Origin of the sequence: Amycolatopsis sp. lyj-109, from assembly GCF_046548995.1 — a bacterium.
Classification (GTDB): domain Bacteria; phylum Actinomycetota; class Actinomycetes; order Mycobacteriales; family Pseudonocardiaceae; genus Amycolatopsis.
Genome location: NZ_JAJPWR010000005.1, coordinates 110139 through 123208 on the forward strand (window position 1 = coordinate 110139; position 13070 = coordinate 123208).

Here is a 13070-nt window from a genome sequence, read left to right on the forward strand (position 1 = left end):
GATGACGGGCGCCGCCGCCCGCCACCCCCTCCGTTCGCTACAGGAGTCGCCGGTGCCCGGACCTCACGGGCACCCCGGCCTCGGCGAGGCCGGTCAGCGCCGCCGGGAGCGGATCCCGGTGCAGCACCCCGAGGCGCTGCGTGGCGCGCGTGAGCGCGACGTAGAGCTCGGCCGCGCCGCGCGGGCCCGCGGCCAGGATCCGCTCCGGTTCGACGACGAGCACGGCGTCGAACTCCAGTCCTTTGGCCGCCGCGGCCGGGATCGTTCCCGGCACCCCCGGCGGACCGAGCACGACGCTGGTGCCTTCGCGGCCGGCCTCCTCGCGGACGAAGTCTTCGACGGCACCGGGCAGCTCGTCGCCGGTCACTCGTCTGGACCACGGCCGGACCCCGCACGCACGCACCGATTCCGGCGGCCGCACGGCCGGCGCGAACCGCGCCAGCAGTGCGTTCGCGACGGTCATGATCTCCGCCGGCGTCCGGTAGTTCACGGTCAGCTCCCGGTACAGCCAGCGGTCGCCGACATACGGGTCGAGCACCGCGCCCCACGCCGTCACCCCGGCCGCCGAGCGGCGTTGAGCGAGGTCGCCGACGATCGTGAACGACCTGCTGGGGCACCGCCGCATCAGCACTCGCCAGTCCATTTCGGACAGTTCCTGGGCCTCGTCGACGACGACGTGCCCGTACGTCCAGTCGCGGTCCGCGGCCGCCCGCTCGGCCAGGTCGCGGGGGTCGCGCTCGGTGAACCGGCCGGCCAGGTCTTCGGCGTCGAGGAGGTTCTCGGCCACCAGCGCCACGTCCTCGTCCAGCTCTTCGGCGTCCAGCTTCATCAGCTCCATGACGCCGGAGGCGTACTCGGCCTCCGCTTCCGCCCGCCGGCGCGCGGCCGCACGTTCCTCGGTGTCGTCCCGGCCGAGCAGGTCGACCAGCTCATCGAGCAGCGGCACGTCCGACACGGTCCAGGCCGTGCCGTCCGCGCGGAACAGCGCCGGATCGGCCCCGGCGGCCTCGAGGCGACGCGGAGACCCGTACAGCGGCGCCAGCAGCGTCTCCGGTGTCAGGTACGGCCACAGCGCGTCGAGCGCGGCACCGAAAGTTTCGTCCTCGGCGAGCTCGTCGAGGACGCCGGCGCGCAGATCCGCCCACAGCCCGCGATCCTCCCGCGTCAGCCAGCCTTCGCCGGTCTTCGCCACGGCCCGCTCGGCGACGAGCGCCGCGGCGTGCTCGCGGAAGACCGGGCGGGCTTCGTTGTGCGGCAGCCCGGTCTCGCGTGCTGCGAGCCGGGCCTCGGCCACGAGCTCGGCGTCGAGCGCCACCGTGACGTCGCCCAGGTCGATCGGCACCGGTTCCCCGGGCACCCGCTGGCGGTCGGCGATCGCGGCGGCCAGCACGTCGATGATCCGCCGCGAACCCTTGAGCCGTGCCACCTCCGGCCGGTCCTCGGCCGTGACGCGCAGCCCGGGCACCAGGTCGCCGGTGGTCCGGAAGACGACGTCCGACTCGCCGAGCGACGGCAGCACGCGGCCGATGTGGTCGAGGAACAGCGGGCTCGGCCCGACCACGAGCACGCCGCTGCGGGACATCCGCTCGCGCCGGGTGTAGAGCAGGTACGCCACCCGGTGCAGGGCGACGGCCGTCTTGCCGGTGCCGGGGCCGCCTTCGACCACCAGCACCCCGGTGTGCCCGAGGCGGATGATCTCGTCCTGCTCGGCCTGGATGGTCGCGACGATGTCCCGCATGCCCTCGCCGCGGGGTGCGTTGACGGCGGCGAGCAAGGCCGCGTCCCCGCGTTCGCTGAGACATTGCAGGGGGGACGACCCCCCAGGCCCCCCGAAGTCGTCCGAGCCTGGGCGCCCCAGAACCTCATCGGTGAAATCGAGGACCCGGCGGCCCATCGTGCGGAACTGACGACGGCGACGCATGTTTTCCGGCCGCGCCGCCGTGGCGACGTAGAACGGCCGCGCCGCCGGTGCCCGCCAATCCAGCAGGAACGGTTCGTAGTCGTTTTCCGCGTCGAACAGGCCGACCCGGCCGATATAGCTGGTTTCGCCCGAAAGGGCGTCCAACCGGCCGAAGCACAGACCGTTGTCGGCGACGTCCAGCCGGGCCGCCTCCCGCGACCGGCAGCGGACGTCGGTCTCCCGTTCTCCCGGCGTCACCCCGGTTTGCCCGAGTGCACCGTGGTAGCGGGCCTGCGCCGCCGCGCGCTCGCGGTCGAGCCGCTCGTACAGCGCGGCGACGTAGGCCCGTTCTTCCCGCAATTCCTCGTCGTACCCCTGGTTTGACAAGTTCCCCTCACAGCGGTTAGACTCTTATCAGGTTCGGCGGTTCTTCTGCTTTCTCGAAGAACACGCCGATTTTTTATTGTCCACCCGCTGTCAAGAGGCTCAGCCCAGCATGAATTCACGCGGGTTCAGCGGCCGGTCCACCACCCGCACGTCACCCAGCAGCCCCGCAAAACTCCGGTCGACCTTCCCCTCGTAGGACGACGCACCGACCAGCCACGGCCCACCCGGATCGGCGAGCCCGACCGCGGGCGTGGCCGGGTTCCGGACCACCGGGCAGCCGTCGACGTACATCGTCGTGCGCCGGCCGTCGTTGACCACGGCGACGTGCCACCACTTCTCCACCGGCAGCTCGTGCCCCCAGTTCGTCGAGGTCCGGTCCTGGTTCAGCGGGTACACCGCCCACTGCAGCTCACCACCGTCCGAAAGGGACAGTGTGGCCGCCGACTCCCGCGGGTCGTCGCCGGTCTTGCCCGCGGCCGCGCCGCTGCCCTGCCGGGCGAACAGGCCGCACCAGCCGTGGTGGCCGTCCTTGAAGTTCGCCGGCAGCCGGAAGAACGCCTCGACCGTGTAACCGCGTTCGAACTCGAGCTTGTTGATCGGCGCCGCGTCGACCGTGCGCAGGTACGCGCCCCGGCTGGGATCGCGGCTGCCGTCGAACCGCAGGCTCGCCCGTGACGGCTGCCGCGGCGAGAACTCGTTCGAGTACTTCAAGGCGTCCGGCCCGCTCCCGGGCGCGGTGACGCGCGTGAGGTCGTTGCCGCGGCCGGTCTGATCGCGCACGACGACGTCGTCCGGCACCACCTTGCCGTCCTGGCCGCCTTCGAAACGCCAGTACGCGACAGTTCCGGGGATCAGCAGCTGCCTCGCCGGCCGTCCGGGCGGGACCGGCACCGGTGCGAAGCCACCGAAGCGCTCGGCGAAGTCGATCTCCAGGCTGAAGTAGTCGGCCGATCCGCTGCGCTCGACCTCGACTTGCTGCATTTCGCTCAGGTGGTCCTGCGCGGCGAGCCACGGCGAGACCGTCCGGACGTCGATCACGCCGCGCGCCAGGTCGAACCGGTAGAGCCGGATCATCGCGCTGCCGCCGTAGTAGCGGTCCTGGTAGTTGGCGATGTGGACGTGCACGTCGTGCCCGGCGGCGTTCTTCCGGACGGTCCGCCCGGTCGGCCAGTAGTGGCCGTTGAGCGTGAGGAAGATCTGGTCGTTGCCCTCGACGAGTTCCTGCCACACGTGCTCGCCGAACGTCGAGAACTGCGCCTGGGCGTTGTCGTCGGCCCAGACCAGCTCGTGGATGGTGAGGATCGCCGGCAACCCCGGGTGCTGCGCGAGGACCTGCTTGGCCCAGTTCAGGCCGCCCGCCGACGGGCGCCAGTCGAGAGCGAGCAGCAGCCACTCGCGGCCGCCGCCGCGGAAGACGTGGTAGCTGTTGTAGCCGTCCTTCGTCGCGCCGCGGAACGTCGGCGAGGTGCGCTGACGCTGGGGGCCGAACGCGTCGAGGTACGGCGACGGGCCGCGCTGGTCGTCCTTCGAGCCGTCGATGTCGTGGTTGCCCGCGAGGGTGCTGTACGGGAACCGGCGGCGGTCGAGCGCCTGGAACGACCGGCTGACGCGGGCGAACTCGTCCGCGCGGCCGTTCTGGGTGAGGTCCCCGAGGTGGGCGAGGAAGACAACGTTGTCGTCCGCCTCTTCGAGGACGTATCGCAGCGAGGCGTCCAGCGGGGCCGCGTCGCCGCGGTCCTCGTCGAACAGGTACTGCGTGTCGGGCATGACCACGAGCGTGAAGCGCGGATCTTCGGTGTCCGGGCGGTGCCGCCCGGCGGCTTGGGCGGCCGGCGCGCCGAGGACGTTCGGCAGGGTCGCCGCGGCGGCGACGGCCGGTGCGCCGAGGAGGAAGGTCCGGCGAGAAGTGTCAGTCACGGGCGGAAGCTACGTGCGGCTTCCGACCACCCCGGCAACTGCTGCCGAACACGAAATGAACAGCGGTACTGTGCCCGCATGAGCGGCCCACGGGTGTTCCGGTTGATCCAGCCCGTCGACGACATCGAGGTCGCCGTCGCGTTCTACTCGGCCGTCTTCGGCGACCCCGGCGAGCGGATCTCCGTCAACCGGCACTACTTCACCTGCGGCGGCGTGGTGCTGGCCTGCGTCGAGGCCCCGCTCGAACACCGCGAGCCGCGCCCGCAGCGGGACCCGCGGATCGTCTACCTCGCGGTCGAGGACGTCGAGGAGACGTTCGAGCGAGTGCGCGCCGCCGGGCCGCGCTGGGCCGACGACGCCATCGAGACGCAGTTCTGGGGCGAACGCTCCTTCTACGCCGACGACCCGTTCGGCAACCCGCTCTGCTTCGTCCAGGAGGACACGCTCTACCTGGGCGGGCCCGTCGGCTGAACGCCGTTGGCCGGGTGCATCCGGATCGGCATGACGAACCAGAGGATCCCGAAGATCAGCACGCACAGCACGCCCAAGATCCCCATGGCGATCCAGCCGTAGACGACCTTGGCGATCAGCGCGACCGTGGACGTGATCGCCAGGGCCAGGCAGACCAGTCCGACCAGCACGAGCCGGTTGCCGACGGTCAGGATCCGCTCCCGGCTGCCCGTGCGGAACAGCAGCCGGTGCCACGCCGCGGGCGCGGTCAGCAGGGCCGTGGCCGCCACCGCGAGCGTCACCGCGGACAGGTGCAGCGACTTCTCGAACCCGCTGGCGTCGTGGAACCGGTCGGTGAACACGACCGACAGCAGGAAGCCGAAGAGGATCTGCACCCCGGCCTGCGCGACACGCAGCTCTTGCAGCAGCTCGCCGACGTTGCGCGTGAGTTGTTCGTTGCGGGTTTCGCCGGTGTGTTCGGGCACCAGACGACCATAACGGGGTCCACGAGCGTTCACCGGATGGGAGATTCGTAACTTTTCCACCAAATCGGTCACTCGTCCGGGTGATGATCATGGCGGCGCCCCGAGCAACTGGTTAAAGAGGGGAAATGCGTCTTCTTCCCGCCTTGGCCGCCGCGGCCGCCGTCGCCGTGCTCGCTCCCGGCACCGCCGCCGCATCGTCGTCACCGGCGCGGTTCGTGACCGCGCACGGCACGTTCACCGCGTATGCCCCGGGCGCACCCGCCGTGACGTACCGCCCCGACCTCGTCCCGGCCGGCGCCCGGGCGCACGTGTTCAGCCTTTCGGCCGCGCCCGCCGGCACGACCACCCTGCTCTTCGTCACCGGCCTGCGGCCGGGACGCGCCTACGGCGCCCACGCGCACGCCCAGCCGTGCGGCGCCACCGGCGACGCCGCCGGGCCGCACTTCCAGTACGCGCCGGACCCGGTGAAGCCGTCGGTGGACCCCGCGTACGCGAACGCGCGCAACGAGATCTGGCTCGACTTCACCACCGACCGGGCCGGCACCGGCCTCGCCCGGTCCACAGTGGACTGGACGTTCGCCGCCCGGCGGGCGAAGTCCGTGGTCGTCCACGAGACCTCCACGCACACCGATCCCGGCCACGCGGGCACGGCCGGCGCCCGGCTGGCCTGCCTGACCGTCGATTTCTAGTTTCAGAACCCCCAGGAGCGCTCGGGCACCACGCGGATGCGGACGGAGTACCTGGCGTCGAACCCGTCCGCGGTCAGGCCGATCGCCGCGTAGTGGGAGCCGTACTTGTCGAGGTACCCGGGCGCCTCGGAGGCCTTGCCCGCCTCGACGTGCGCTTTCCCGTTCACCACGAGGACCGAGCCGCCGTGCTCGTCGCTGTTGAGGTGGAAGCTCACGTCCGGGTTCGCCTCGATGTGCCGGAGTTTCGCGGTGCCGGGCTCGCTGAACACCACGATGTCTTCGCCGTCGAGGACGAACCACACGGGCCGCGGTGCGGGCCGCCCCTTCGGCGTGACTGTGGTCAGCCAGGCGATCGGCTCGCCGGCCCGGTCCGCGAGATTCGGTTGTGCCATGTCGGTGCCCCCTGGTCGTCGGTCTGTGATCCAGGTAACCACGGGGCACCGACAGTTCTTCCCGGCCTAGCGGCTTTCGGGGTCCGGGTGGCGGAGCCCCCGGCCCGGGGCGCAGCCCCGGTTGTCTCAGCGCGACGCGACCCGCCGCGCGTACCGCGTCCCGGCCCCCAGCAGCACCAGGCCCGCGCCGAGGAACGCACCGACCCTGGCCAGCCCGTCGAGCGCCGACAGGTCGAACAGGACCAGCTTGAGCACCGCGGCGCCGACCAGGATCAGTCCGGTCACCCGCAGCGCGACGACGTCGATCCCGCGCAGGAGCAGCCCGAGCGCCGCGATCGTCCAGGACACCGTGATCAGCGCGTGGCCGAGGAGGAACCCCGTCCGGCCGGGGACCGCCAGCAGCGCTCCGCACAACACGACCCCGGCGGCCCCGTACAGCGCCGATACCCCGGCGAGCAGCCAGATCGGCAGGTCCTCGGCCGGCCCGCGGAACACCGTCAGGCGCGCGGCGGCCCACGGCAGGGCCACCGACACGGCGAGGATGAGCGCGGCGACCACCAGCGCGCCGGTCAGCTCGCCGACCGGGTGGGTGCTGGGGACGATCAGCAGCACGGGCGTGACGTCGAAGACCACGCCGAGCAGGCCGCCGATCGCCGCGAACCCGAGCGCGGCGGCCAGCGCGCCCCGGTTGCGGCCGCCCACCGCGGCCACGACCAGCAGCAGGGCCTCACCGAGCAGCACGCCGGCGCGCGCCGGGCCGTCGAACTGGGTGACCGTCGCCTGCAGGAGTGCGAGCAGCGCGGCCAGGCCGGCCACCTGCCCGGCGAACCCGGGCCAGAAGCGGCGGGCCGCCCAGACGGCGAGCAGCAGGACACCCGCCCCGGCCGTGATCGGCACCGCTTGGGTCTTCGGCAGCAGCACCGCCGCGACGAGCGTGGGCAGCACGGCGGTCGCCAGCAGCGAGAGCGCGGCGGGGTCGTTCTCGCGGCGGCGCAGCACGATCAGCGCGAGCACCAGCCCGGTGCCGCCGGCGCCACCGGCCGCGGCGGTGTTGGCCCAGCTGCCGCCACCGCCGAGCCACGCCGAGCTGATCACGGAGGCGAACAGCGGCGGGACCCCGGCGGCGAGCGTCAGCGACGACCAGTCGCGGCGCAGCTGCACCGGCGCCGTCGCGAGCTGGACCATCAGCAGGAAGGTGACCAGTTCGGGGGTGAACCCACCGACGATCATCGGCGCGCACACGACACAGCCGATGACGACGGCGGAGGCCAGCAGCGGCGACTCCCAGCGCACGGCCACGAGCAGCCCGCCGACGGCGACCGCCAGCCCGGCGGCGAGCCCGGCGAGCACCGGCAGGAACTCGTACAGCGAGGTCGCGGCGACGACGTCCAGGTAGAGCGTCGCGATACCGGTCGCGGCCAGCGCGAAGGCCCCGGTGCGGCCGGCGGGCTTGCGGTGCAGCCACACCCCGGTGCCGGTCAGCGCCAGCCCGAACCCGGCGCCGACGAGCACCCGCGGCAGCGGCCCGAGCCAGCCGCGCTGCACGGCGAGCACGAGCAGCAGGACGACGCCGAGCAGCGTCACGGCCCCGCCGACCCAGGCGAGCACGCGGCTGCCGGCGCCTTCCTTGCCGAGCTTCTCGCCCAGCGTCTGCCGCGGAACCGGCGGGTGGAACGACGGCGGCGGGTAGTGCGGCTGCGGCGGCGGGACGTACTGCGGCTGCGGCGGCGGCTGCCACTGGTACTGCGGCCAGGGGACCGACTCGGGCCGCGTCGGCCGGGGCGGCGGCTCCGGTTGCGGCTGCGGCGGGGGTGGCGGCGCAGGTTGTGGCTGCGCAGGTTGCGGTTGCGGGGCCTGCTCCGGCTGTGCGGCCTGCGTGGGCTGGTCGGCTTGCTCGGGCTGCTCGTCCCCGACGGTCCGCAGTTCGGAACCCACCAGGGCGAGACGACGCCCCAGGTCGTCGATCTCGCCGGCGAGCCGGAGGAGCACATCTGCTTCGGTGGTCATATCGGACAGGGTCACGCACCCGCGTCACCTGCGGATCCGTAGCACTACTCAATCCCGGGTCACGTCCTGGTCGCGGCCAACACCTCGTCCATGGTGGTCATGATCGACACGGTCTCGGCGAGCCGCATGAAGGGGCTTTCGGTCTCCCCGGCGGCCAGCCGCAGCGCCACTTCGTCGGCCTGGTGCCGCAGGCCACGGCCCTCATCGACGTATTCGAAGCGGCTTCGCTCGCCTTCGCGTGGGATGAAGGTGAAGGACGCGGGAGCGTAGAAGGGGCCGTCGACCTCGATGCGCGCGTCGGTGCCGACGATCGTCGCGGTGGTCGGCGAAACGGCGCTCAGAGTGCAGGTCAGGAGGGCTTGCGCACCACTCGCGTAGCCGAACAGCATCGACGTCTGGGCGTCGACGCCGGTGAAGGTGGGCGTCGCCATCGCGGCCACCCGTTCCGGCGGCCCGAGGACCATCGACGCGAACGACATGGGGTAGATCCCCAGGTCGAGCAGGGCGCCCCCGCCCAGTTCGGGCGCGAACAGCCGGAAGGCGGGGTCTTCGGCGAACCACTGCCCGTGATCGGCGGCGACGGTGACGACGTCCCCGAGGCTCGGCAACAGCTCGCGGATGTGCCGGATGTGCGGTAGGAAGCGCGTCCACATCGCCTCCATCAGGAAGAGGTCCTTGGTGCGCGCCAGGTCGACGAGGTCGCGGGCTTCGTCGGCGTTCATCGTGAACGGCTTCTCGACGAGTACGGGCTTCCCGGCTTCGAGGGCGAGCCGGGCGTTGGCGTGGTGCAGGGGATGCGGGGTGGCGACGTAGACGACGTCGACGTCCGGATCGCTCGCGAGGGCTTCGTAACTGCTGTGACGGGTGGGGATGCTGAGCCCGTCGGCAAACCGCCCGGCGCTGTCAGCGGTGCGTGACCCGACCGCGGCGACCACGCCGGACCCGGTGAGCCGCAGGTCCTGGGCGAAGGCGCCGGCGATCCCACCGGTACCCATGATTCCCCAGCGCAGGGGCGCGTTCGTCATACGCCGGACCCTATGCCTGTTTAGAGTGACGAATCGATCACCATGAGGGGAAGTGGGATGGCGGAGGCGAAGAAGGCCGGGTGCATCGCGGGGGCTGTCGCGCTGATGGGCGCGATCGGCGCGCTGCTGAGCGGCATCGCCGACTTCGGCGGACTGTTCAAGGGCGGCGGCGAAGATCCGCCGGCGGGCAGCTCCGCCACGGCCGCCCACCCTTCGCCACCTTCGACGGCCGGCTCCGCGCCGGCCGCCGCGGCGACGGTCTACTACCAGGGCCACCTCGAGTTCGGCCGGTTCAACCTGGACTTGAACCCCCCGAAGCGCACGGGCGACACGTACATCGTCGGCGGCACCGGCGGCGTGTTCGAGAGCTACCACGACGCGGGCAAGCTGGCGGTCTGGACGAGCAGCGGAACCCCGGACAACGCGGGCTGCGGATCGACGGTCGACGAGCACGGTGCCACGTACATCAGCGGCGTCGAGAAGGGCAATCACGTGTGCGGCCGGACGGCGGAGGGCCGCGTGTTCCGGGTCGACGTCACCGGGGTGAGCGACCGTATCGACGGAGGCGTCACGGGGGACGTCACGGTCTGGAACAAGTAGGCCGTCGTCGTGCTCGCTCCGATCGCCGGGGTTTCGCCGCGCACCGTCCGGGTGGTTGCGCAAGACAACTCGGCCACCCGCTCTCGCGGATCTGCCGACGATCGCACGCTGGTCTGCCGACCGCGCTGTCGTGGATCTGCCGACAGTTACTCCGTCAATCTGCCGATATTTGCTGCTCGGGACACCAGGTCGCCGGAGAGCCCGCAAGGCCGCGTCACCGCCCAATCTCGACGTGATCGAAACCACAAGCCCTGAAGATGCAGCTCTACGGGGTCGACCCGAAGACCATGGCCGAAGCCGTCCGGATCATCGTCGGCGAAGGGCACTCCATTGAGCCAATCCCTCTAGCCGGGCTTTATCTTGACACTCTAGCCCCCCTAGAGTCACACTCATGGTGTTCAAGCCGATGAAGCGGACGGATGTTGTCGCCGCGCTGACTGGCCACGGCTGCAGATGACCTGTCTTCCCCGGGGATGGTTGCAATGAAAACGTACAGCGCAACAGCACATCGCGAAGACAAGTGGTGGGTCGTGGAGGTCGCCGGGGTCGGAGCCACCCAAGGGCGGTCCACAGCTGAGGCTCAGCGCATGGCCGCAGACCTGGTGGCCATCATGGAGGACATTCCCCTCGAAGAATTCGACGTACAGATCGACTTCGACCTCCCAGGCCCCTTGGGCGATGAGGTGAAGCGTGCCAAAGAAGCGACCCGCGACGCCGATCAGGCACAGCGAAAGGCAGCCGAAAGAACTCGCCAAGTCGTGCGTCGGCTGTTGAGCAGCGGGCTGTCCAAACAGGATGCCGCGCGCATCCTCCGTGTCTCGCCTCAGCGGATCAGCCAGCTGGTGAAGTCCGTCTGAGGTCACTCTTCCCACCCATCGCGGAGCGGCGGATCATCGTCGGGGCCGGCCGACCACATCGACTGTCGATCGACACAGCCCTGCTGCCCCGTGACCGACACCACAAGGGACAATGGAGGACGTGACCGCCACCCTGAGCAAGCCCGCCCTGAAGATCGGCCCCTACCAGGTCGATCCGCCGGTCGTGCTCGCACCGATGGCCGGCATCACCAACGTCGCCTTCCGGCAGCTGTGCGCCGAGTACGGCGCCGGCATCTACGTCTGCGAGATGATCACCGCCCGCGCCGTCGTCGAACGGCACCCCGGCACCATGCACATGATGACCTTCGGAGCCGACGAAAAGCCCAGGTCCATGCAGCTCTACGGCGTCGACCCGAAGACCATGGCCGAAGCCGTCCGGATCATCGTCGGCGAAGGCCTCGCCGATCACGTCGACTCCAACTTCGGCTGCCCGGTCGCGAAGGTGACGCGCAAGGGCGGCGGGGCCGCGCTGCCGTTCAAGCGCAAGCTGTTCGAAGCCATCGTGCGCGAGTCCGTGAAGGCCGCCGGGGACACGCCGTTCACGGTGAAGTTCCGCATCGGCATCGACGACGACCACCACACCTACCTCGACGCCGGCCGCATCGCCGAGGCCGAGGGCGCCGCCGCCGTCAGCCTGCACTCCCGAACCGCCGCGCAGCGCTACTCCGGTCAGGCCGACTGGACGAAGATCGCCGCGCTGAAGGAAGCCGTCACCAGCATCCCGGTGCTCGGCAACGGCGACATCTTCTCCGCCGCCGACGCCCTGCGCATGGTCGACGAAACCGGCTGCGACGGCGTCGTCGTCGGCCGCGGCTGCCTCGGCCGGCCGTGGCTGTTCGGCGAACTCGAAGCCGCCTTCGCCGGACGACCCCTGCCCACGCCGCCGAACCTCGGCGAGGTCGCGAAAGTCCTGCGCCGCCACGCCGAACTGCTCATCCAGCACGACGGCGAGACCAAGGCCCTGCGCGACCTGCGCAAGCACATGGCCTGGTACTTCATGAACTTCCCGGTCGGCTCCGAACTCCGCCGCGGCTTCGCGATGGTGTCCGGCCTGCCCGAACTCGACGACCTCATCGGCCGCCTCGACCACGACGCCCCGTTCCCCGACAACGCCGACGGCCCCCGCGGGCGTCAGGGCTCCCCGGGCAAGGTCACGCTGCCACATGGCTGGCTCGACGATCCGGACGACGACTGCGTCCCCGAAGCCGAAGACATGCACTCGGGCGGCTGAGCTGTACCAGGCTCAGGCCGAACAGCAGCACCCCCAGCGGCACGTGCACGGTCTTGACGTGCGCGATCCCGAGGAACACCTGCGCGGTCACGAGCCCCAGGAACACGACCGCGTGGACGACCACCCGTGGCGAGCCCCCACCCGGCCGCCACACCAGGACCGCGGCGATCACTTGCACCACGGCGACGACCCACACCGTGTACGCCGAAGCGCTGTGCAGGACGTGCCCGTTCGGGGTGGTCAGCAGCAGGCCTGCGGTGACCGGCGCAAGGAAGAGCGCCAGCGTCTGCAGCGCGATCGTGCCGCGCAAGAACGTCGTCATACCCAGTAGACGACGCAGCCACGCGGAATGTGAGGCCGTGACATCTGTCAGGCCGAAGTCGTGGCGGACGGCATCCTTCCCGGCGCCGCCACCGCGACAAGCTCTTCTCATGACGACGACGAAGACGAACCAGCCCGCCGGCTCCCCGCTCAAGAACCTCGCGATCGAGATCGCCGTTCCCCTCGGCGTCTACTACGGCCTCCACTCGCTCGGCGTGAGCGACTTCACCGCGCTCGCCCTCTCCGGGGTCTTCCCGCTCGCCCGGACCCTCTTCCAGTTCGCCAGGAACCGGACGATCAACGGGCTCGCCCTCGTCGTCCTCGTGACCAACGTCGTCGGCATGCTGCTGACCTTCGTCTCCGGGGACGCCCGCATGATGATCGCCAAGGACTCGATCGGCAGCGGCATCACCGGGCTCGTCATCCTGATCTCCGCGTTCACCGCGCAGCCGATCATGACGAAGGCCCTGCGCCCCTTCCTCACCCACGGCCAGGCCGACCACGAAGAGGCCTGGGACCGGCTGTTGGGCAACCGGCGGTTCGCCACCGTCCTCCGCCGCAGCAGCTACATCTGGGGTGTCGGGTTCATGCTGGAAAGCGCCGCCCGGGTGATCGGCGCCTTCACCCTGCCGGTGTCCACGATGGTGTGGCTGAGCACGGTCGTCTTCGTCGCCTCGTTCGCGGTGATCATGCTGGTCGCCGGCCTGAGCGCCAAGGAAGCGGGCAAGATGGTCGCCGAAGAAGCCCGGCGGCGGGAGCTCGTCGCCGCTTGACCAGCGACAGGGCCC

At 70.9% G+C, this 13070-nt stretch carries 13 protein-coding genes; 6 read left to right on the top strand and 7 right to left on the bottom strand.

What is annotated here, in order from left to right:
• Window positions 1-37: 37 nt before the first annotated feature.
• Together helR and ACLJQF_RS12560 are read right to left on the bottom strand one after the other, a co-directional pair.
• Entirely contained in the window at window positions 38-2287 is a 2250-nt protein-coding gene (gene helR, locus ACLJQF_RS12555) for an RNA polymerase recycling motor ATPase HelR (RefSeq protein WP_410608453.1), read from the bottom strand.
• A gap of 99 nt (window positions 2288-2386) precedes the next feature.
• Window positions 2387-4204: a LamG-like jellyroll fold domain-containing protein gene (locus tag ACLJQF_RS12560; RefSeq protein WP_410608454.1), complete on the bottom strand. Its 1818-nt coding sequence runs from the start codon at window positions 4202-4204 to the stop codon at window positions 2387-2389.
• 78 nt (window positions 4205-4282) lie between these two features.
• On the opposite strand from ACLJQF_RS12560, the gene ACLJQF_RS12565 reads away from it, so the two are divergent.
• On the top strand, window positions 4283-4675 hold the full coding sequence (locus ACLJQF_RS12565; RefSeq protein ID WP_410608455.1) for a VOC family protein: 393 nt from the start codon (window positions 4283-4285) through the stop codon (window positions 4673-4675).
• On the opposite strand, the gene ACLJQF_RS12570 is transcribed toward ACLJQF_RS12565, so the two are convergent.
• Entirely contained in the window at window positions 4651-5139 is a 489-nt protein-coding gene (locus tag ACLJQF_RS12570; RefSeq protein ID WP_410608456.1) for a DUF6328 family protein, read from the bottom strand. The two genes, ACLJQF_RS12565 and ACLJQF_RS12570, sit on opposite strands and share 25 nt — an antisense overlap.
• 125 nt (window positions 5140-5264) lie before the next feature.
• On the opposite strand from ACLJQF_RS12570, the gene ACLJQF_RS12575 reads away from it, so the two are divergent.
• Window positions 5265-5828, top strand: a complete 564-nt coding sequence (locus tag ACLJQF_RS12575; RefSeq protein WP_410608457.1) for a superoxide dismutase — start codon at window positions 5265-5267, stop codon at window positions 5826-5828.
• Between the two features lie 2 nt (window positions 5829-5830).
• Here ACLJQF_RS12575 and ACLJQF_RS12580 read toward each other — a convergent pair whose 3' ends face one another.
• The 3 genes from ACLJQF_RS12580 to ACLJQF_RS12590 form a co-directional block, all read right to left on the bottom strand.
• On the bottom strand, window positions 5831-6220 hold the full coding sequence (locus ACLJQF_RS12580) for a TIGR03667 family PPOX class F420-dependent oxidoreductase (RefSeq protein WP_410608458.1): 390 nt from the start codon (window positions 6218-6220) through the stop codon (window positions 5831-5833).
• Between the two features lie 126 nt (window positions 6221-6346).
• Window positions 6347-8227 carry a DUF2339 domain-containing protein gene (locus ACLJQF_RS12585; protein WP_410608459.1) on the bottom strand — a complete coding sequence of 627 codons (1881 nt, stop codon included), beginning with the start codon at window positions 8225-8227 and terminating at the stop codon, window positions 6347-6349.
• Between the two features lie 59 nt (window positions 8228-8286).
• Window positions 8287-9252 (bottom strand): Gfo/Idh/MocA family protein, encoded by a 966-nt coding sequence (locus ACLJQF_RS12590; protein ID WP_410608460.1) that lies wholly within the window; start codon window positions 9250-9252, stop codon window positions 8287-8289.
• 57 nt (window positions 9253-9309) lie between these two features.
• On the opposite strand from ACLJQF_RS12590, the gene ACLJQF_RS12595 reads away from it, so the two are divergent.
• From ACLJQF_RS12595 to dusB, 3 genes are all read left to right on the top strand, one after another.
• On the top strand, window positions 9310-9852 hold the full coding sequence (locus tag ACLJQF_RS12595) for a hypothetical protein (RefSeq protein ID WP_410608461.1): 543 nt from the start codon (window positions 9310-9312) through the stop codon (window positions 9850-9852).
• Window positions 9853-10439: 587 nt separating this feature from the next.
• The gene (locus tag ACLJQF_RS12600) at window positions 10440-10709 is read left to right on the top strand and encodes a hypothetical protein (RefSeq protein ID WP_410608462.1); all 270 of its coding nucleotides are present in this window, start codon (window positions 10440-10442) and stop codon (window positions 10707-10709) included.
• A 112-nt stretch (window positions 10710-10821) separates the two neighbouring features.
• Complete coding sequence (dusB, locus tag ACLJQF_RS12605; protein ID WP_410608463.1) at window positions 10822-11961, top strand: tRNA dihydrouridine synthase DusB; 1140 nt, start codon at window positions 10822-10824, stop codon at window positions 11959-11961.
• Here dusB and ACLJQF_RS12610 read toward each other — a convergent pair.
• On the bottom strand, window positions 11882-12283 hold the full coding sequence (locus ACLJQF_RS12610; RefSeq protein WP_410608464.1) for a hypothetical protein: 402 nt from the start codon (window positions 12281-12283) through the stop codon (window positions 11882-11884). The genes dusB and ACLJQF_RS12610 overlap by 80 nt on opposite strands.
• A gap of 109 nt (window positions 12284-12392) precedes the next feature.
• On the opposite strand from ACLJQF_RS12610, the gene ACLJQF_RS12615 reads away from it, so the two are divergent.
• Entirely contained in the window at window positions 12393-13055 is a 663-nt protein-coding gene (locus ACLJQF_RS12615) for a VC0807 family protein (protein ID WP_410608465.1), read from the top strand.
• Window positions 13056-13070 lie beyond the last annotated feature (15 nt).